This is a genomic window from Solibacillus sp. FSL W8-0372, assembly GCF_037969735.1.
In the GTDB taxonomy this organism is placed as follows: Bacteria; Bacillota; Bacilli; order Bacillales_A; family Planococcaceae; genus Solibacillus; species Solibacillus faecavium.
Map to the genome: position 1 here is coordinate 3,172,961 of NZ_CP150204.1, position 19,875 is coordinate 3,192,835.

Below are 19,875 nucleotides of genomic sequence, written 5' to 3' on the forward strand. Positions count from 1 at the left end.
TTAGCAAACTATCTTCATAAATTAGATTATTTTAAAATAGAATCCCTTTTCCCTTTCCTCAATAAAATCTCTTGCACGTACTCCTTATTACCGCACCCCAATCAATTTCAATCATCATCTTGATCTCCCATTATTGAGAGAATGTAAAGACAGCATGTTAATTAATTGTAAATAAGTTGTGAAAATGAGCCACTCACCTAATATTTCCGATAAACCACAATTTACTAATTATTAATAATTTCCGAATACTTCCCTTTACATTTAACGCGTAATGTTATCGGTGGAGGTGATACAAATGCTTATTGACTTACATATGCATACAAACTGTTCAGATGGCGAGTTGACACCTGAACAACTAGTAACTTTAATACACGAACGACAAGTAACGCACTTTGCGATTGCTGATCATGACACAACAAAAGCATATGAACAACTAGCAAATACGGAATTTACTCAATCGACTTTAATTACTGCATTGGAATTCAATACAGATGGACCAAACGGTGAACTACATATTTTAGGATATGGTCTGGATTTACAAAATGAACAGCTCATCCATTATTGCAATATGCGCAGAGAAGAACGTATTCACTGGTCTCAAAAAATAGTGGCTAAGCTTCAACAACTCGGCTATCCGATCGATTATGAAAAGGTTCAACAGCGTGCTGAAGGCGGAATCATTGTACGCACTCATATTGCCGATGAACTTGTGTCATTAGGCTATTTTGAAAATGCTCAAGCCGCCTATGAAAAACTATTAACAAAAGGTGCCCCTGCCTTTGAAGTCCGAAAAGGGGCTACCTCAGCTGAAGCAATTCAAATGATTCATCATGCTGGGGGGTTGGCTGTGTTGGCACATCCGGGAATTTATAAGTTTGATTATTCTATAGAAAAAGTACTAGCAGAAGGAATTGATGGAATCGAAGTATTTTATCCTCTTCATAGCGAGGACCAAGTTATACATTTCAAACAAATCGCAGACAAATATAATCTGTATAAAACAGTTGGCAGCGACTTCCATGGTGTGCATTCAAGAAGCCCCTACTTACCAGGATCTGTCCCTTACGAAGAAGCCGATGTTGTTCCTTTCCTAGTAGCATTAAGCCAAAAAAGTGGTGTGAACGTATGAAATTATATGCTGCAACTACGCTATTTTGGGGACAGCCTTTGGAAACGATTTTTCAAAAAGTACAGGCTGCCGAATTACAAGGAATTGAATTATGGATGGAGCAAATGCAATTGGAAAATTGGTCGCTGCCAAAAATTGAACAGCTTATGCAGCAATACAACCTAGCTGTGTCTCTCCATGCTCGGAGCTGGGACTTAAATTTAGCCTCGCTCAATGAAGAAATTCGGAATGCATCCGTTCATGAAATAATGGATGCGCTCTATATTGCAAAAGCATTAAACTGCCCGTCGGTTACGATTCATCCGGGTCGAAAAATGATTGCCAGTCATCCAAGTATATTTTATGAACAAGCGATGGATGAAAGTTTAAAAACGTTATATAAAGCAAGTGAAAAAACCGGCGTTAGTATTTCTCTTGAGCTGCTCGAGAAACTCCCAAAAGAATTATATGTTGAGCCCGAGGCGTTAAATCGACTGCTCGAGAACTATCCATTATTTAAAACAACGTTCGATATTGCACATATTGGGCTGCAAGATAATATTGAAGAAAAACTTTGTCAGTTACGCAACATCGATAAAATTCATATAAGTGATGCAACCGAACAGAAATTTCATGTTGCGCTTGGTACGGGACAATTGCTGCTGCCACACACACTTTGGCATCGCATTAAAGAACAGAACGTGCCCGTTGTGTTAGAAGGCTTATGCTATGACGATACGATGTTTACGCAACATCTCAACTATTTGAAGAAGCTGGAGATAATAAATAATGAACTTTTTAGTTACAAATGATGATGGTATTTTTGCACCTGGTGTCCGTGCTCTTGTCGAAGTTTTAAGTAATTTTGGTCAAGTGTACGTTTGCTGTCCCGACCAAGAAAGAAGTGCCATTTCTCATTCAATTACATTACGTAAGCCGTTAAACATTCAAAAAACCGATCTTTTCGGTGAGCATATTCATGCGTGGTGCATTGATGGGACCCCTGCTGACTGTGTAAAACTAGCATTAGATGTCCTTATCAAAGAACCAATTGACTTTATTATTTCCGGTATTAATCTCGGCTCAAATATTGGAAGGGATGTCTACTACTCCGGGACGATCAGTGCTGCAATTGAAGGTGCTTCGCTCGGTTATAAAGCATTTGCCATTTCTGTAGATGCCTATGATGCGGAAAAATTAAATTTAAAGTACCCAAAACAATATTTATATCAATTTTTACAAAATTTTCTTCACCAAGATTTAAAAAATGGGACTGTCTATAACATGAATCTTCCATATGTTGAGCCCAATCATTATTTAGGGCCTATCGTTACCGAGCTTGATTTTTCGGTCAAACGATACAAACATGTTCATATTGAAGATGGGATGGGACAGCTCTTTTATTGGCTAAAAGATTATCGTACAACAATAGAAAGTGAAGCGGGCAATGCAGACTTTTCATTAATTACACAAGGTTATTTAACCATTACCCCTTTAACAGTCAGCTTTATCAATCAAGATTTATTACAACAAACACAATTATTGATAGAAGGAGCTCTTAAAAAATGAAAAAATTATGGACGACTGCGTTATTATCAACAGCAATTTTAGCAGCATGTGGATCGACTGAGGAAGATACAGCAAATGAGGTCAACGCAAACGATAATACAACAACTGAAGCTGAAGCAACAATTGATGGTACGGTTAGTTTCTATACTTCTCAGCCTGAAGCTGATGCGACAAAATTTATTTCAGAGTTTAATCATTTATACCCAGAGATAGAAGTTGAATTATTCCGTTCAGGAACCGAGGAAGTTGTCGGGAAAATTTTAGCAGAAAATACAGCTGGCGATATTCAAGCAGATGTATTGTTACTGGCAGATCACGTAACCTTTGAAAACTTGAAAAATCAAGATTTACTAGAAAGCTATGATTCACCGGAGAAAGAAAATATTTCCGAAGAATTTATTGACAAAGATTTAACATATTACGGCACAAAAGTAATGGCAACAGTAATCGGTTATAACACAGATGCGGTTACAGAAGCACCGACATCCTGGAGCGTATTAACAGAAAAGGCGAATGAAACGATTATGCCTAGCCCTCTTTATTCAGGTGCTGCTGCATACAATTTAGGAATTTTCACACGCAACGATCACTTCGGCTGGGATTATTATAAAGCGTTAAAAGAAGGCAAAGCGACAGTTGTCCAAGGAAATGGTGCTGCATTAAAAGGCTTGCAAGCTGGTGAAAACAACTACGCCATGATTGTAGACTATTTAGTAAATAATGCGGCAAAAGAAGGTTCACCAATAGCCATCACTTACCCGGAAGAAGGTGTACCGGTAATTACGGAGCCAATCGCATTAGTAAAGGATGCTCAAGATAAAAAAGCAGCCCAAGCTTTCATCGACTTCGTTCTTTCTAAAGAAGGTCAAGAGCTTGCAGCAAGTTTAGGCTACGCACCAATTCGTTCAGATGTTGCAGCACCAGAAGGACTTAAAGGTGTGGATGAACTAAATGTATTATCAAGCAGTGTAGAAGAGCTTTATAATGGGCGCGAATCAGATAAAAATGAATTTAAAACATTATTTGGGGAATAAGAATGACGCATTTTACAGCTCAAAGTAAAACAAAAGCTACACAAAAATCTACTGCTTTACTCCTATCGAAAAAAGGGCTCATTACCCTTTCTTCGGTACTGATCTTTATATTTTTCATCGTACCGATTCTGCGTCTTGTTTGGCAAAGCTTTCAATATGATGGCGCATTATCTCTGAAACATTATACAACCATTTTAAGTGAGCCTTTCACTTGGAATATGCTTAAAAACACGGCTTACATTGTCGTCGTCTCAACAATTTTAGCTTTAGTATTAGGTGTAACCTTTGCTTGGATTATGGCGTATACCAATTTTCGCGGAAAGAAATGGATTCAAATTTTCATTATGTTACCATTTATTATTCCGTCTTATATCGTGACGATTGCTTGGACCCAATTCGTCAAAGATTTACCGATCACTGTTAATTTATATTCGCTAACAGGCATCGCATTTTTATTAGGTGTTTCTCATTTTCCATTAGTATATATGTTTACGGTGAACGTGTTAAAGCGAATTCCAAAAGAGCTTGAATGGGCTATTCGTACATCTGGCGGCAGTCGAATCAAAACATTCATTGTCGTTACGTTACCATTATCATTGCCTGGCGTTATTGGCGGTGGCATGATCGCGTTTCTTTCAAATTTAGATAATTTCGGCATCCCTGCTTTTTTAGGAATTCCTGCGAATATTACGGTGTTAAGTACAGCCATTTTCCAGGAAGTAATCGGCTACGGAAATAATGCTTTCGCAAGAGCTGCTACATTATCAGTGCTACTTGCTTTAATCGCCCTTATTGTTACGGGCCTTCAGTGGCTGCTTTTACGTCGCTCTAAAGTCATGGAAACAAGCTATATCGATCATACACCAAGAGTAGATTTGGGAAAGTGGCGTAGCTTAGTCGAAATCATCGTTTGGGCACTTGTTTTATTATTTAGCATCGTACCCCTAATTTCCATGCTAAAGACTTCGTTCGTAAAAACATATGGAGTGCCTCTTACGCTCGATACATTCACGCTATACAATTATAACTTTTTACTTTACGACTATAATAAAGTTGGAGATGCATTACAGACGAGCACGATATTAGCGATTGCCACAGCTGTTATTTGTGTCGTTGCAGGTACGATTATTGCGTATATGCGAATTAGAAAGAACTCTATTTTTTCGAAAACACTTGAGCTGATTGTTGCGATTCCGTACACATTACCAGGTATGGTGTTAGCTTTAGCGATGATCCTCGCATGGATGCAACCAATTCCGGGCTGGAATCCTGGCATATATGGCTCCATCTGGATTTTACTTATTGCCTATGTTACACGCTTTATGTTTTTGCAAGTGCGAGGCAGCAGTACAGCCATTCTGCAAGTGTCTACTGACTTAGAGGAGGCCGCACATATTAGTGGTGCTTCGGTATGGGCGAAATGGAAAGCGATTTTACTACCACTATTTTTACCAGGTATTATTAGCGGCTCTGTTCTTGTCATTTTAAATACATTAACAGAATTAACGGTCTCTTCCTTACTATGGTCAAGCGGTGCTGAAACAATCGGCGTGCTAATTTATAACTTTGAGCAAGCTGGGTATACGACATACTCAACTGCGTTTTCCGCTATTGTTTTACTATACATGTCCATTTTCGCCGGATTACTCTATGGGATAAGTGCAATAATACGTAGAAAGAGGGTTTCGCATGATCACTGAATTAAAAAATATAAAAAAATCATTCGGCTCCACAGATGTTTTGAAAGGAATCGATTTAACAATTAAAGAAGGTGAATTTGTAGCGATTGTTGGTCCTTCAGGCTGTGGTAAAACGACACTGCTGAAAATTCTCGCTGGATTTGAACGTCCGACGAGTGGCGAACTTTTAATGGATGACGCATTAATGAACCGGGTACCACCAGAACAACGCAATATTAGTTTAGTATTCCAATCATTTGCATTATGGCCTCATATGAAAGTAAAGGAGCAAGTGGCATTTCCTTTAAAGCATCATCGATTTGTTAGTGAAGCTTTCAAAAAACAGCCCGATGTACGCGTAGAAGAAATGTTAAGCGCCATGAGCATGAGTCACTTAGCCGATCGCTACCCCCATGAACTTTCCGGCGGGCAAAAGCAGCGAGTTGCGATTGCACGAGCTTTAAGTCCCGCACCTGCTCTGATTTTAATGGATGAGCCGTTAAGTAGTCTTGATGCCAAACTGCGGATTGAATTGCGCTATGAAATTCAAAAAATTCATCGCCAGTTTAAAAAAGCGATCGTCTACGTTACGCACGATCAGGGAGAAGCATTGGCAATGGCTGATAAAATTGTTGTGATGAATGCTGGAAAAATCGAACAAATCGGCACACCACAGGAAATTTATTATTACCCAGAAACACCTTTTGTTGCAGACTTTGTAGGTAAAGCCAATCTATTAGAAGGAACATGGGACAATGATCAATTTTCCCCAGCATTAAGTCCAAATGTATCGTGGCATTTCCCGAAGGTTTCTACATCATTTAAACAAGCTGGCTTATGCCCATTACGTCCAGAGCAACTTAAACCTACAGCCGATAACCGACATGGCATTGAAGTCGAAATCCAAAACGTCCAATTCCAAGGACGAGAAATGATCTACACAGCGCTCGCTAACGAAACTCAGTTAACTATAGTTTCAGATGCAGACACTCGCATTCAAATCGGTGAACGCTTGCTAGTTGGGACATGAGGGACGGCTCATGAAAGGACGAAGCGATGACTACCTTCCAATATTAGCTCCTACTAATTTCCAAACACAAAAAAAGCCTGGCTATACCTGTGCACAACTATTTTGTGCCAGGTTACCATGCCTTATATTTTATAATGCCACTTTGCAAACTCACTAGTTTTCAATCGGTAATCTTTTTTTCGTCTCGTACATATCTTTTAATTTAGCATAATAAGCCGCTGCATTTACTGCATCTTCGCCTTTTTTACGTAAAGCATACTCGAATGCCTCCACTAAATGCTCTGTTGTTACCAATTCATTTTTAATATTAATTAAATCATAATACTCATAGCGGTCAGGAATTTTCGATAAAATATCTTCATCGCCTGTAATCGAAATTAAATGATCGTCGTTAAAAAATAATTGTAGCATAGTTCATGTCCCCTTTTTTATGTAGTATCTGTGTTGTCACCCTTTGATAATATGCTGTTGCAGCCCGCTTTTAACACGCTGTAATGAAGCATCTTCTTATCTTTACCCTATTTCTTACATAATGAATCATCAATCAGTATAATAAATTTCCGACCCGCCCTCATTAATTTAATTATTCGGAAAAAATAAATCTATATGTTGTAAATTAGGTATAATATATCTATAATGACCATTTAACGTTTGGGACGAATTACTTGGAGAGGATAGTCATCTATGAAAATAACACGAACCGTTAAATATAATTTAATCCGTCTATTTCGGCTTAAATCGGGTCCACATGAAGTGGCGTCAGGAGTAACGATTGGTTTTATCCCAAGCTGGCTGCCTACATTCGGATTTGGCCCCGTACTTTCCATCGGTATGGCCAGACTCGTAAAGGCGAATACCGTTTCCGCACTTGTCGGTGGTGTCATGGGCACTTTTATTTGGCCGCTTCTTTTCTTCTTAAATTATCAGGTCGGGAGCTTACTATTGAATCAAAATACAAAAGTCACTGAACTGGATGAAGTAGGATACATTGATGCTCTCGAACATACTTATACAGGCATTGTGAGTGCCCATTCGAGTGGATTCATCTTTCTAACAGGTGCCACGTGCAATATCGTGATCTCCTCGATACTTATTTACATCATCGTATATGTCATGTTTAAGACGAACCGGGTAAGGATTTTAAATAAAATTAGGTGAGTCCATCACATAAAGAAAACCGGGTGCCCAACAATTCATCAATTGTTCGTGCACCCGGTTTGTTGTTATATTAAATTCACGATATTAGTGGAGCATAATCGAGCCGCCATCCACCATCAATGTTTGACCTGTTATATATTTCGAGTCTTCTGAAGCTAAAAAGACAGCCGCACGCCCGATATCTTGTTCCGGATCACCGAATTTACCCATCGGAATACCCGCAAGTACCCCTTCATAATATTCCGGCTGAGCTTTTGCCCATGCTTGTACACCTTCAGAATTGGCGATTGGTGAGATCAAGTTCGCCGTCACACCATCTGCCCCAAACTCATTAGCTACGACACGCGTAATTCCACGAATCGCTTCTTTTGCTGCCGCATAAGCAGCTTGTGTTTTATGTCCTTTTAACCCGGCACCTGAAGCAAAGTTTATAATATTACCACGAGTTTTCTTCAAATGTGGAATAGCCGCCTGCATTAAGTACCATGTAGGGTAGAAGCCTGTATCCATTGACAATGCTAAATGTTCTGGAGTTGTTTCAAGGAATGGCACTTGTTTAGAAGCGTGTGCATTATTCACTAACACATCTAAACGACCGTATTTCTCGACAACTTGTTCCACTACATTTTTTAGTTGATCATGCTTTGTCAAATCACATTCAATAAAGCTAGATTGTGGTGAGTGTTGCTGCAAATCCGCCAATACTTTTGCGCCTGCTTCCGGATTAAGATCAACTGCCACAACAATTGCGCCCTCTTTTACCATTGCACGCCCCATACCAGCGCCAATACCGCCAGCACCACCTGTAATGATCACTACCTTGTCTTTTAATTTCAATACAATTTCTCCTTCTCAGAAAAACCACAACTTTAACGTGATTGTTCCCAGTATCGTTAATAAATTTTGTTACTAACAAATTAAATATACAACTTCATTATTTTAGAGGCAAATTATCAACCGCACTTATTATGCGCTTTTTGGGCAGATACTATTACAGAAATTTGCTTTAATTTCAATCATTGAATGTCAGGAGAAAAACTGACTGTGATACCCTACCTCAGTCAGATACCTCTTTGTCTATATTGGTTCCACGAATGGTATCACTGAAAACTTCATAAGGCTCCATACCAGAAACATAAAACGTATAAGTAGTTTCAACTGCCAACGAGTCCTTTTTCACCACTTCAAACTCATACGTGACATCCGTCCAACCGTACCCTACCTGTTTAATCTCATAGTCCATGTCTGGATACGTTTCTTGCAAAAATGTTTCTAAGCTCACTTTTGCTCTTTGTTTATGCACTGTATTGCCGCTCATTTGCATGTAAGCGTACACTAGGACACCAATTAATGTAATAGCAATTACGCCATATAGTATTTTCTTTTTCATATTAATTTTCCTCTCTTATTTTAAGAATGCTAAAGCCGATCACAATTCCAATAAACGTTATGATTAAATGGATCACCACGGATGTGAGTGCGAGGGAAAAAGACTCCAAAAAGCTTCCTCCATAAAATTCACCGAACCAATCCGTCATATACAATAGACAGTTCCATATAAAATTCGGTACCCCTGCAAGCAGAACGGCAATAAAAATGGAGCGGTAAAACAAATATGTAACCGCGCCCAGTAAGGCATAGGTCAGGATAAATCCACTATTGTTATTCATCACGGTCGTCCCCATCGCCAAGATAAAGGCAATCGCTACAAAGAAAATCTGTATCGTTGTCAGCTTCAGCGTGATTTTTCGAATCATTTTTTTAGAGCCACCGCCATGTTCTACTTCCACAGGCAGCGGGATTTGTGATTGTTCTGCAATGTGGCGGCACTCTTGGCAACTTTTCAAATGCTCCTCGACAAATTGTTTTGTCCCTATCTGAACCAAATCTTCCTCGTATAAAGGTAAAAGATCTTGTATAACCGGACATTCTTTGTTCATAAAGTCACCTCCATTAATTTTTGAATCTTCAATTTCAGCCGGTGAAACGTTACCCGCGCATAGTTCTCTGATTTACCAATTAAGTCACCAATTTCTGCAAAGCTCAGTTCTCCATATATACGCAGCAATACAATTTCCCTCGAAGCATCATCTAGTTTTGAAATATGATGTAAAAGTATTCTTGTATCTTCATTGAGTTCTGCTAACTCTTCTATTGATAGCATTTCAGTTTCTGGTATCGCTGAGAGCTTTTGCATTAAGCTTTGCTGATACTTATTTTTCCGATAATATTTTTTCAGTAAATTTCCCGCAATCGAGAAGATCCATGTCGACAAAGTGGATTGTCCATTAAAGGAGCCAATGCTTTTACAGGCCTCGTAAAAGGTATCGTGGCAAAGATCTTGAGCAGTCATCCGATTGCCTGTCTTGGATAAAAAAAACGCATAGAGTTTTGGATGAATTTGTTCATATTGTTCCTCTAACTTGTTCATAACTGCCCTCACTTTCCTGTTGTTCGTAGTATTAATACCACGACCCTTTATTTCGTTACAAAATATTTTAAAATATTTTTTTAACAAGTATTCTGTAGATTTCACTATACCGGCTTTGGAACAGTTATGTAATTGGGGATTGAAAAACAAAAAAGTAAATTATATATCAATAGTCCATAAAAAAATGTGCCAAAACCCTTGATAATAAAGGATTTTAGCACTCATTGAATTCCTATGAAGTTCATTAGCTTTCTCTAGTTAATTTTACATTAGCCAAGGTATTTCCCAGTTCTCCGTTAATAACTGATAAGCTGCCATCGTTTTCGAGAACGATGGCTTTAACTTCCTTTAAGTCTCCGATTCCATCATTCCGCACAGACTGCAGTATATCGCCCTCGCTAATTCTTTCTTTTTTCATAGTTTCTCTTAGAAATGAGCCATTCAAATAGAGCAAGCTCGGCTCGGACTTAATGATTTTATTGAATTTTTTCCAACGTACAGATGTGAATGTCAATAAAAATTGCAATAAAATCAACAGGACAAATGCTAACAGTCCCTCTAGCAAGCTCACATTTTTATTCAATAAAATTGTAGAGAGTACAGAACCAAGCGCTACTGTTACCACTAAATCGAAAGCATTTAATTGGGTTAATGACCGTTTCCCAGAAATCAGTAGAAAGAAGATTATACCGACATAAGCAAGAATGCCAACAGTGATAATTCGAATAAAACTTTCTAATGTAATTGAGAACATGCTACCAGCTCCTCTCCGTAATTATTAAGTAAAGATTCTTATCGAATAAATTCTTACAACTATTGAAGCTGTTATACCTACTCTCTATACCCTATTCATAACTTCCAAATACTCATTGCACATTAAATCTTGATTACAAAAAATTATATTAATAAAATAAACCCCTTTTATTATTCTAAAATAGAATTTCTTCTGTTTTCTCCAACATTTTTTGACCTGCTTTTACTCTGATTCCCTCAGCCAAATCCCTCCCTTCCATCGACCCATTCTAATCCCATCATCAACAACTCAATAAAATCCCATCATCATGTGCTCAAAAAAGTCCGCTCAAAAAGAATTAATTATTTTTTTAATTATTTTTTTAAATATATATTGTTGCGTTAACACGCAACTGAATGGTTTTTTTCCTTGGGGCAATGCCAATTCGGATCTCCCCAAAAAATTATTTTCACTTTCATGTCCCTTTTTTTGATTATGAATGCCATATATAAGGCAAGACAGTAATTCAAATTTGGGAGGTTGGAACATGGAAGTATTAGTGAACGATAAACAATTACTTGTATCACACAGTTTGGCAGTTCGAATCGGTGTTGAGGAGGCATTATTCCTGCAGCTGCTGCATTATCGATTAGAAAAGAACGGTGTAGAGAAGGAAGGACATATTTGGTATCGCCAAACTTATGAAGGGTGGGCAAAGCAATGCTCCTATTGGAACATAACGAAAGTGAAAAGACTCATAACGAAATTAGAACGCTATCAACTGATCCTTTCTTCAAACAAATTGAACAGTTTCTTTACCGACCGTTCGAAATGGTACCGAATTGATTATGAAAAAATTAATAAGCTGCTTCAGAAAAAAGTATATACCCAGGAAGAGCTGTTTCCAGAAGAGCCAAAGTTACGGGAAAAGAAAAAAACGAAACCAAATAATGACCCTAGTAATGATATTGCAACCATCATTCACTATTTGAACGAAAAGACAAATAAGCATTTTAACGAACATTCAAAAACGAGTAACCGCCTGATCAAAGCGATTTTAAATGAAGGCTACACGGTGGAAGACTGCTATTTAGTCATTGATGAGCAAGTGAGAAATTGGATGCACGACCCGCAAATGTACAAATACTTAAGGCCGATGACATTGTTCCGTTCGGGTAATTTTGAAAGCTATTTAAATAATGCCCTCGCAAGAATGCAGGATAATGATTACGTCCCAGCACCTGTCGTACTTGATTTTGATGAAGGTGATTATGAATGATTAAAAAGGAATTTTTAGAGCAAAGCATTTTAGCAACGATGCTCGAGGAAAATTATTTAATACTCGATAGTCAGCTCAAGCCGGACATGTTTTACGGCCAATACCACCGACAGCTTTTTGCGCTCATGCAGCAGCTCGCAAATGAAGGACATCCCGTAGATTATTTAACACTGAGTGCACGGTTTGAACAGATTGAAGCAATTGGGATTTCCTATCTGACGGAGCTTATGAGGTTTGCTAATGCCGAAAAGTTCGACGATTATGTCCTACTGCTGCGGGAAATTTGGCGCGAGCGGCAAAAAGGCCAAATCCTTTTTCAGGCGGCAGAGGGAGATTGGGCGATCCCGCAAATTATTGAGCGCCTTGATCATACACAGCTCGAAGGAAATCGGACAGATACAACAATCACGCAAGCTTTAGTCGCAATGGATAATCGTCCGTGGGAGGAAGTAGAAACACCTGGACTCATTATCCCCCATATTAAGGATCTCGAGCTACTGATCGATGGCTTTCGTCCAGGCGAGCTGACGATTATCGCAGCCCGCCCTTCGATGGGAAAAACCGATGTGATGAACAATTTAGCCCTTTATGCAGGCTGGCAAGGTCATTTGCCGATTATTTTTTCGCTAGAAATGAGTAAAACGATTTTACTCGATCGGCTCATTGCGACAACAGGTCAATACTCTCGATTAAAAATGCGCAACCCGAAGCAATACTTTTCAGAAGAACAAAAAAAGAACTGGATTCAAGTACTCGAACGGGTTAATAAATCGAGCATTGAAATTGATGACCGCAGCTCTTTAACAATTCCGCAAATCCGCAGCCAAGCCCGTCGTATTATTCGGCAAAATGAAAACAAAACACCGATAATTTTAATCGACTACTTGCAAATTATTCAGGCAGACCGTGATGAGGAATATGCAGCCATCGCGATGAGCAAAATTAGCCGCGCCTTAAAGCAAATGGCAAAGGAGTTCAACTGCCCGGTCATTTGTCTATCCCAGCTCAACCGCAATGTGGAATCCCGCGGCAATAAGCGTCCTCTTATGAGTGATTTACGAGATTCGGGCTCCATCGAACAGGATGCAGACGTCATTATTTTGCTCTACCGCAACTCGTATTACGATCGAGAAGAGACCAATACCCCCGATGCATTAGAGCTCATCGTTGCCAAAAACCGCAATGGTCCAACAGGTACAGCTATGGCCCATTACAACAAAAAAACAGGTCATATTTGGACAAGGGAGCGATAAAAATGGAGAAACAAACCGTTTATACACTGCTACTTGAAATGATCAAATACGAGGAAAACTTCGGTGCTTACTGGATTTACCTCGCTTTAAAGAAAGGCTATTTGCAAAAGGAGGACGACCCATCGCGTATATACGAAGTCCCGTTTACAGAAGAAGAAATTGCCGAAATCCATGAAATGAATAAACGCGACGTACTCGGTATCAATCGCATCAAGCTGTATGCAACAAGCATTTCCCCTACCCAGTACGCCCTATACTTTGCCCAAACACCATACGATGCCCAAATGCTCCACGCCTCTATTTACGGAACCAAACCAACAAAGTGGCACAGCATTTACAACCAGCACAAGTACACAAGCATCTACCATCAAGAAACCGATGAGGAAATTTATATGTTTATACTAAAGGAGCGCATTAAAAAGTTTCCTTATTATATTGGGGAGGTTGCTGTGGAGGCTGTGAAGGAAAAGAGTTTGGTTAATTAGTTTGTTGCTCAACAGGAGATCCTCTACATGAGTCTTCCATTTCGTATATATGGAAGGCTCGTTAATTAAAGGAACAAATTTCCGTTATTTTAAAAATATTTCTTAAATCAGCGAAAATAACGGAACAGTTTTCCGTTATTCAGTAAAAATCCATGAAAATAATGCCTTTAGGACGGAATAGCGGAACTTTCTTCCCTTATTTTAACGTTATTTCTTAAATCAGCGGCAATAGCGGTAAATCTTTCCCTTATTTATTAAATAACTTTGAAAATATTAATCCCAATAATTAAACACTTAGAAGCCTACCATTTGATCACTGATTGAATTTAACAAATACGCTATCTAATAACTGCATGCACTATTTTATATTATTATTAATTAGCATATGATAAATGTATCATTTATTCTGCTATTACATATAACTCTATAATAGGCATTATTCTTATCAATTGATTAATCGATTATAATCGATTATTTTTTACCTATAATCGGTAGAGGTGAATGAAATGAAAATGAAAGAATCACCGACTTTACAATTTAAGCGGGAATTAACCGATGCTATTAAGCGGGAAATTATTGCTTTTGCAAATACACAAGGTGGCGAGCTTTATATCGGCGTTGATGATGATGGGTCAATTATTGGTCTAGAAAATGCAGATAAAGTACTCGAATCGGTTTCGAGTATGCTACACGATAGTATCCAACCAGACATTTTAGTGCATACTTTTTTAGAAATTATTGAATTAGAAGGTAAGAACGTTGTAAAAATTAGTGTTGCGAGAGGTACTCGTCGTCCTTATCATTTAAAAGCAAAGGGTATGAAACCATCAGGTGTCTTTATTCGCTATGGAACATCTGTTACAAATGCCTCCGAAGAAAATATCCGACAAATGATTATTGAATCGGACGGTACCAATTTTGAAACAATGCGAAGCTTACAACAAGAATTGACGTTTACTGAGGCGAAGAGAATTTTTGATGAACAAAACTTAAAATTCGGTCCAGAACAAATGCGCACCCTCGGACTAATCACAGAAGACGGCTATTATACAAATTTAGGTCTACTTTTCTCCGATCAATGTGAACATACGATAAAATGCGCACGCTATTTAGGTAATGACAAAATAGAATTCCAAGACCGAAAAGAATTTAGCGGCTCGATTTTAAAGCAAGTGGAAGCTGTCTATGAATATTTATCACTCAATAACGCAAAGCATGCCCATTTTGAAGGACTTAAAAGGATTGAAACTGAAACCTATCCCAGCTACGCATTACGTGAAGCACTCATAAACGCATTCACACACCGTGATTATAGTTTTAGCGGAAGCATCCTCATCCACCTCTTCCAGGATCGACTGGAGCTTGTTTCAGTTGGTGGTCTCGTGAAAGGCTTAACGCTAGAAGATATTGAATTAGGCATCTCGCAAAGCCGCAACCCAAAACTTGCAAATGTTTTGTATCGATTAAAATGGATTGAAAGTTACGGCACAGGCTTACAACGAATGAGAGAAAGCTATAAAGGCAGTGTAATGGAACCGTACTGGACGGTTGGACCGAATGCTTTCGTCGTAACACTTCCTAAATATATTTCACTCACGCCTACTGATGAAAATGAAGCATTATCTAACTGGCTAGCACAAAGTAAAGAATTTACTGCAAGAGACCTCGAAAATTATTTGAAAAAAAGTAAAGCGACAGTGCGGAAAATTCTTGAGGAATTAATACAAAGCGGACAAATTATGCGGGTCGGCAGCGGACCAAAGACAAAGTATCAGGTTTTATCTAATTACGAATAATATCAAATACATGAGTCTTCCAATTCGTATATTTGGAAGGCTCGTTAATTAAAGGAACAAATTTCCGTTATTTTAACATTATTTCTTAAATCAGCAAAAATAGCGGAACAGTTTTCCGTTATTCAGTAAAAATGCATGAAAATAACGCCTTTAGGACGGAATAGCGGAACATTCTCCCCTTATTTTCACGTTATTCCTTAAATCAGCGGTAATAGCGGTAAAACTTTCCCTTATTTATTAAATAACTATGAAAATACTAATCCCAATAATTAAATATTAAATCCCCTACCGTCTGTGATCTAAAATGTTTCATAAAATGAAGCTCCACATCATTCAGGTCATTTTCATTCAATAGAATCCTCCCACTGCCACTAGCTTGAAATGCTAACGACTCTGTTAATTGGGCTGCGGTTAATACTTGATAAGGATTTTCAAACAAGTCCGCCAATAATGGATGGTCAATAAAATCTAAGTCCCCCATCTCACAATTACTTGTGAAAGCTACATAATCATATAGATCATTATAAAAAATATAGAACGCTTCCCCATCGATTTTCACATGGGCATGAGCATAGCCAACATCAATATCCGGATCATAAAAGGCCATAACCTTACCATTTAACTGCCCGACATACGAGTAGCAATATTTCTTAAATTCAGCCGTACATGCCGCCTCATCCCGTTCAAGTGATAAATCCCCTTTAGTAAAGCCGGTTACGCCTCTTTTTAAAATCATTTACAAAGCCCCCTCTAATGGCGTTTACTTTAGAATGCCATAACCACTGTAAGTGAAGCAAAAAAAGCACATCCTGATAAACCAAGATGTACTTAACTATTATGATCATGATTCTTTAGATGAGAAAACTCAATTAACAATAAGTCTTCCGTATCCTTTTCTATTTTTTCTATATCCGGACGATCCCAGTCATTTCCGAAATACTTTTCCTTATCCAATATATAATGAAGCTTACTGTACTCCGCATTTTGTAGTAAGTGCAGAATATAACCTACTCGGTCCATCATGTACTTATTTAAAGCCATCATATCATTATCAGACAGCTGGCTAATGACTTCTAGAGGTGTATTTTCAGGAATCTTTGAGAACTCATCATAACCATATTTACCAGCATGCATATCTTCAATGATGCCGTTTCTAAAGATAAAATGGACAATTTTGCGTGATAAATCAAATACATTCTCTTCAGGATCGCACTCATCTGGTAAATAACCATTGTTAATATAACCTAATGTCAGGATATTCTTTTCACTTTCAAAATTGATATCCTCTTCATCTTCCTCATAAAAAAATCCTTCTATTTCTGCTAACTCATCCACGAATTGTTGATCGTACTTTTTAAAGTTACCGTTAACAATCTTTATCAATTTACTTCTCTCCAAAGGATCAATTGAATCCAAAAAGTCGTCTTTAGCTGAGCTCATTTTATAGCCTCCATATTGGCACAAGGTTTATGCGAGAATGCTTTTTTACATACTCATAGTTATATCTCAATGGAATGTCAACACTAAACTGGACAAAAATTATAAGGGTTGCAGCTTGAATTCCACAGGCGTTAAATAGCCAAGTGTTCCGTGAATTCGTAAGTTGTTAAACCAATGGACGTAATCTCCAAGTTCAAGAGCGAGCTGTTCAAGAGAGGTGAAGTGGGCTTGATTAGCGAATTCTGTTTTAAATACCTTGAATGTTGCTTCAGCCACGGCGTTATCATAAGGACATCCCTTCATGCTCAGTGATCGCTGGATTCCAAACGTTTCAAGTGCCTCTGAAATTAGTTTGTTATCGAACTCTTTTCCACGATCCGTATGAAACATTTTGACGTCATGCAGGTTGGCCTGAATGCTCGAGATTGCTTGATATACAAGCTCTGCTGATTTATTTTTACCAGCACTGTAACCTATGATTTCACGATTAAACAGGTCGACAAATAGGCATACATAGTGCCACTTTTTTCCGACACGGACATATGTTAAATCGCTGACAATGACAGCTAACTGTTCTTCTTGATTGAATTCGCGTTTCAATTCGTTCTTAACAGGTGCTTCGTTACAGCTTGATTTATATGGCTTAAATTGAGCTACAGTATAGTTTGAAACAAGCCCTAGTTCATTCATAATCCGTCCAATTCGACGACGGGAAACCTGTTTTGGTTTAGATAATCTCATTAATTCTTTCTTGATTTTACGTGTACCGTAATTATTGCGGCTTTCTTTAAAGATACTTGCGATTTCCTTTGTAAGTGCTATTTCTTCAACTTTCTTTTCACGCTTCCCAGAAAGGTCGGCATGGTAATAATACGTGCTTGTTGGAATATCTAGGACGGCACACATTGCTGATACCGAATACTTGTGAGTGTTATTACGAATCACATTTATTTTCGTCCCATGATCAGCGCCGCTTGCTTTAAAATATCGTTCTCCATTAATAAACGTTGGTTTTCCTTGCGTAATCGAGCCATTTCATTTTCTTCTTCTGTTCGATTATCCTTCGCTGAAAACGAACCTGTTTCCTGGTGATTCTTAATCCAGCGATCTAACGCAGAAGGCGTAATATCATATTCTCGGGCAATGTCTGCACGAGACTTACCGTTTTCATAAAGCTTCACTAATTGCAGTTTAAATTCGGGTGTAAATGTTCGACGTTGACGTGTCATAATAGCACGCTCCCTTTAATTGATAGTCTAAGTTTACAATCCCTTATTTTATCTGTCCAACTTAGTGTAGCCTATTCACAATTCAATATTTTTATGCTGAAGGGTTTTCCCATAAGAAAAGGGATATTAAACAAGAGTCCAACTCCCATTTAATATCCCTAATTACGCAATTCACTTACATGTTTTCTTTTTGATACGAAAGCAATTTATTACGCAACCCTTCATCACTCGCATAAATATAAAGCCCTTTAATACCACGCTTCATTAAAATATTGATGGAATTTAGGACGATCTTTTCTTTCGCTTCATTCACATTGGCAATACCTTCTGTACCTGTGTATGCACCCTTATCCATATACTTACTCGTATCAATAACAATTTCATCTTTAGCAGCATCATATTGTACAGATGGACCGAGCACCACGCCAACGTAATTTAAATCAAAGCCTTGAATTGTGTAAATAGAGCCAGCTTCATGAATGGTTTCTGGCTTTTCTGCCCAAGTGTATTTCGTACTTGTTGTGTTCCAAGGCATTTTGTATTCGCCATTTGATTCGTTCACATAATACGTACCGCCATCTTTTTTATGTAAATAATCGAATGTTGACACAACACGGCTCAGACCAAATTGCTTGTTTTGCCCCTTAATTTTGTCATGCATAGCTTTCAATGTTTCAAATACTTCAAATTCATAGTTCTCATCATGAGGAAGTGGCAATAATTGCTTGCGTTTAAATGCATTAATCCAGTTGATAACCTCATCATTTGCTTGCATGCGGAACTGGTTTGTTAGCTGGTATTCCTCGTTATACGCGCTCAGCTTTTTTAGTTGCTGTACTGTTGCTGTAACCGTCAACCCAAATTGAACATTTTTTGCTCATTAAGGATGAACACTTTTTATTCGTTAAAAATCTTTTGCTGATGTTTTAAACGATGACTTTCGTTGTTCATATGAATAACCTCGACTCGATGTAACAGCCGATCCAAAATAGCTGTCATCATTCCCTGATTGTCCACTAATTCTGTCCATTCTTCTGGACTTCGATTCGATGTTAAAATGAGTGAACTTTGCTCGTACAGCTGGTGCACGAGTTGAAAGAATAACGTTGCTTCGCGTTGATCTAAAGCCATATACATCACATCATCTATAATAATTAAATCTGACGCCCGCAAACGTTTTAATTGGATTTGTGAGCGATGCGTAAACTCCTCCGTTTTCAGTAACTGAATTAGTTCACCCATTGTAATAAAATAGACTTGAAAGCCTCCTTGTATTGCCTCAATGCCTAAGCCTACGGCCAGTAATGTTTTACCTGCACCAGGTGGTCCTAAAAGAATTAAATTATAACTTTGTTCTAACCATTGAAACTCTTGCAGCTGCTTCATTTGACGCTCTGTAATCGCTGTTTGTTCTTCTAGTTGAAACATATGCAAGGGTTTATGATAAGGAAATCGCGCCCAAGCCAAGCGTTTCTCTATGCTCTTTTCTTCACGTCTTCTAAGCTCTAATGTTGTTAATTCCTCAAGGAATTCTAAATAAGTCCATGATACTTGTTCAGCTTGACGGAGAAGCTCAGGGAGCCCCTCAGCCGTTTCTGCTAAACGTAATTGTTTAAAAGCTTGTTGAATATCTACCACACTTTTGCTCATT

General features: G+C 38.3%; 22 protein-coding genes. 11 read left to right on the plus strand and 11 right to left on the minus strand.

Annotation, left to right across the window (positions count from 1 at the left end; genetic code table 11):
* Window positions 1–295 precede the first annotated feature (295 nt).
* From MKY13_RS16300 to MKY13_RS16325, 6 genes are read left to right on the plus strand one after another with little or no spacing between them, the layout of a single operon-like run.
* Entirely contained in the window at window positions 296–1,129 is an 834-nt protein-coding gene (locus MKY13_RS16300; protein ID WP_339213907.1) for a PHP domain-containing protein, read from the plus strand.
* Entirely contained in the window at window positions 1,126–1,920 is a 795-nt protein-coding gene (locus tag MKY13_RS16305) for a sugar phosphate isomerase/epimerase family protein (RefSeq protein WP_339213909.1), read from the plus strand. Before MKY13_RS16300 ends, MKY13_RS16305 begins: the two co-directional genes overlap by 4 nt.
* Window positions 1,898–2,677 (plus strand): 5'/3'-nucleotidase SurE, encoded by a 780-nt coding sequence (surE, locus tag MKY13_RS16310; RefSeq protein ID WP_339213911.1) that lies wholly within the window; start codon window positions 1,898–1,900, stop codon window positions 2,675–2,677. The genes MKY13_RS16305 and surE overlap by 23 nt, the downstream gene beginning before the upstream one ends.
* The gene (locus tag MKY13_RS16315) at window positions 2,674–3,711 is read left to right on the plus strand and encodes an ABC transporter substrate-binding protein (RefSeq protein ID WP_339213913.1); all 1,038 of its coding nucleotides are present in this window, start codon (window positions 2,674–2,676) and stop codon (window positions 3,709–3,711) included. The genes surE and MKY13_RS16315 overlap by 4 nt, the downstream gene beginning before the upstream one ends.
* A 2-nt stretch (window positions 3,712–3,713) precedes the next feature.
* A complete protein-coding gene (locus MKY13_RS16320; protein ID WP_339213915.1) occupies window positions 3,714–5,411 on the plus strand; it encodes an iron ABC transporter permease in 1,698 nt (565 codons plus the stop codon).
* The gene (locus MKY13_RS16325) at window positions 5,401–6,420 is read left to right on the plus strand and encodes an ABC transporter ATP-binding protein (RefSeq protein WP_339213917.1); all 1,020 of its coding nucleotides are present in this window, start codon (window positions 5,401–5,403) and stop codon (window positions 6,418–6,420) included. The genes MKY13_RS16320 and MKY13_RS16325 overlap by 11 nt, the downstream gene beginning before the upstream one ends.
* A 153-nt stretch (window positions 6,421–6,573) precedes the next feature.
* Here MKY13_RS16325 and MKY13_RS16330 read toward each other — a convergent pair whose 3' ends face one another.
* Window positions 6,574–6,831 carry a UDP-glucose 6-dehydrogenase gene (locus MKY13_RS16330; RefSeq protein ID WP_191699651.1) on the minus strand — a complete coding sequence of 86 codons (258 nt, stop codon included), beginning with the start codon at window positions 6,829–6,831 and terminating at the stop codon, window positions 6,574–6,576.
* 273 nt (window positions 6,832–7,104) lie between these two features.
* Between MKY13_RS16330 and MKY13_RS16335 the strand changes: the two genes are divergently transcribed.
* Window positions 7,105–7,578: a DUF2062 domain-containing protein gene (locus tag MKY13_RS16335; protein WP_339213920.1), complete on the plus strand. Its 474-nt coding sequence runs from the start codon at window positions 7,105–7,107 to the stop codon at window positions 7,576–7,578.
* An 84-nt stretch (window positions 7,579–7,662) separates the two neighbouring features.
* Here MKY13_RS16335 and MKY13_RS16340 read toward each other — a convergent pair whose 3' ends face one another.
* The 5 genes from MKY13_RS16340 to MKY13_RS16360 form a co-directional block, all read right to left on the minus strand.
* Complete coding sequence (locus MKY13_RS16340; RefSeq protein WP_191699649.1) at window positions 7,663–8,415, minus strand: SDR family oxidoreductase; 753 nt, start codon at window positions 8,413–8,415, stop codon at window positions 7,663–7,665.
* Between the two features lie 220 nt (window positions 8,416–8,635).
* Window positions 8,636–8,968, minus strand: coding sequence for a hypothetical protein (locus MKY13_RS16345; protein ID WP_191699648.1), 333 nt, complete (start codon window positions 8,966–8,968; stop codon window positions 8,636–8,638).
* A 1-nt stretch (window position 8,969) separates the two neighbouring features.
* Window positions 8,970–9,518: a zf-HC2 domain-containing protein gene (locus MKY13_RS16350; protein WP_191699647.1), complete on the minus strand. Its 549-nt coding sequence runs from the start codon at window positions 9,516–9,518 to the stop codon at window positions 8,970–8,972.
* The gene (locus MKY13_RS16355; RefSeq protein WP_339213924.1) at window positions 9,515–10,009 is read right to left on the minus strand and encodes a sigma-70 family RNA polymerase sigma factor; all 495 of its coding nucleotides are present in this window, start codon (window positions 10,007–10,009) and stop codon (window positions 9,515–9,517) included. Before MKY13_RS16355 ends, MKY13_RS16350 begins: the two co-directional genes overlap by 4 nt.
* Before the next feature lie 244 nt (window positions 10,010–10,253).
* A complete protein-coding gene (locus MKY13_RS16360) occupies window positions 10,254–10,763 on the minus strand; it encodes a YetF domain-containing protein (protein ID WP_339213926.1) in 510 nt (169 codons plus the stop codon).
* A gap of 526 nt (window positions 10,764–11,289) precedes the next feature.
* On the opposite strand from MKY13_RS16360, the gene MKY13_RS16365 reads away from it, so the two are divergent.
* The 4 genes from MKY13_RS16365 to MKY13_RS16380 all read left to right on the plus strand — a co-directional run bounded on the left by MKY13_RS16365 (window position 11,290) and on the right by MKY13_RS16380 (window position 15,555).
* Window positions 11,290–12,021, plus strand: a complete 732-nt coding sequence (locus MKY13_RS16365; RefSeq protein WP_339213928.1) for a conserved phage C-terminal domain-containing protein — start codon at window positions 11,290–11,292, stop codon at window positions 12,019–12,021.
* Complete coding sequence (locus MKY13_RS16370; protein ID WP_339213930.1) at window positions 12,018–13,274, plus strand: replicative DNA helicase; 1,257 nt, start codon at window positions 12,018–12,020, stop codon at window positions 13,272–13,274. Before MKY13_RS16365 ends, MKY13_RS16370 begins: the two co-directional genes overlap by 4 nt.
* A 2-nt stretch (window positions 13,275–13,276) precedes the next feature.
* Entirely contained in the window at window positions 13,277–13,759 is a 483-nt protein-coding gene (locus MKY13_RS16375) for a hypothetical protein (protein WP_339213932.1), read from the plus strand.
* A gap of 506 nt (window positions 13,760–14,265) precedes the next feature.
* The gene (locus MKY13_RS16380; protein WP_339213934.1) at window positions 14,266–15,555 is read left to right on the plus strand and encodes an RNA-binding domain-containing protein; all 1,290 of its coding nucleotides are present in this window, start codon (window positions 14,266–14,268) and stop codon (window positions 15,553–15,555) included.
* A 256-nt stretch (window positions 15,556–15,811) separates the two neighbouring features.
* Here the strand turns inward: MKY13_RS16380 and MKY13_RS16385 are convergent, their stop codons facing one another.
* The 5 genes from MKY13_RS16385 to istB all read right to left on the minus strand — a co-directional run bounded on the left by MKY13_RS16385 (window position 15,812) and on the right by istB (window position 19,874).
* Window positions 15,812–16,291 (minus strand): hypothetical protein, encoded by a 480-nt coding sequence (locus MKY13_RS16385; RefSeq protein WP_339213936.1) that lies wholly within the window; start codon window positions 16,289–16,291, stop codon window positions 15,812–15,814.
* A 92-nt stretch (window positions 16,292–16,383) separates the two neighbouring features.
* Window positions 16,384–16,995: a hypothetical protein gene (locus MKY13_RS16390; RefSeq protein ID WP_339213937.1), complete on the minus strand. Its 612-nt coding sequence runs from the start codon at window positions 16,993–16,995 to the stop codon at window positions 16,384–16,386.
* Between the two features lie 99 nt (window positions 16,996–17,094).
* A protein-coding gene (locus MKY13_RS16395) for an IS3 family transposase (RefSeq protein WP_339212252.1) occupies window positions 17,095–18,224 on the minus strand; the annotation gives its coding sequence in 2 pieces (ribosomal slippage) (window positions 17,095–17,978 and window positions 17,978–18,224; 1,131 coding nt in all).
* A 175-nt stretch (window positions 18,225–18,399) separates the two neighbouring features.
* On the minus strand, window positions 18,400–19,080 hold the full coding sequence (locus MKY13_RS16400) for a DNA/RNA helicase domain-containing protein (protein WP_339213938.1): 681 nt from the start codon (window positions 19,078–19,080) through the stop codon (window positions 18,400–18,402).
* A gap of 41 nt (window positions 19,081–19,121) precedes the next feature.
* On the minus strand, window positions 19,122–19,874 hold the full coding sequence (istB, locus tag MKY13_RS16405; RefSeq protein WP_191701900.1) for an IS21-like element helper ATPase IstB: 753 nt from the start codon (window positions 19,872–19,874) through the stop codon (window positions 19,122–19,124).
* Window position 19,875: the final 1 nt, after the last annotated feature.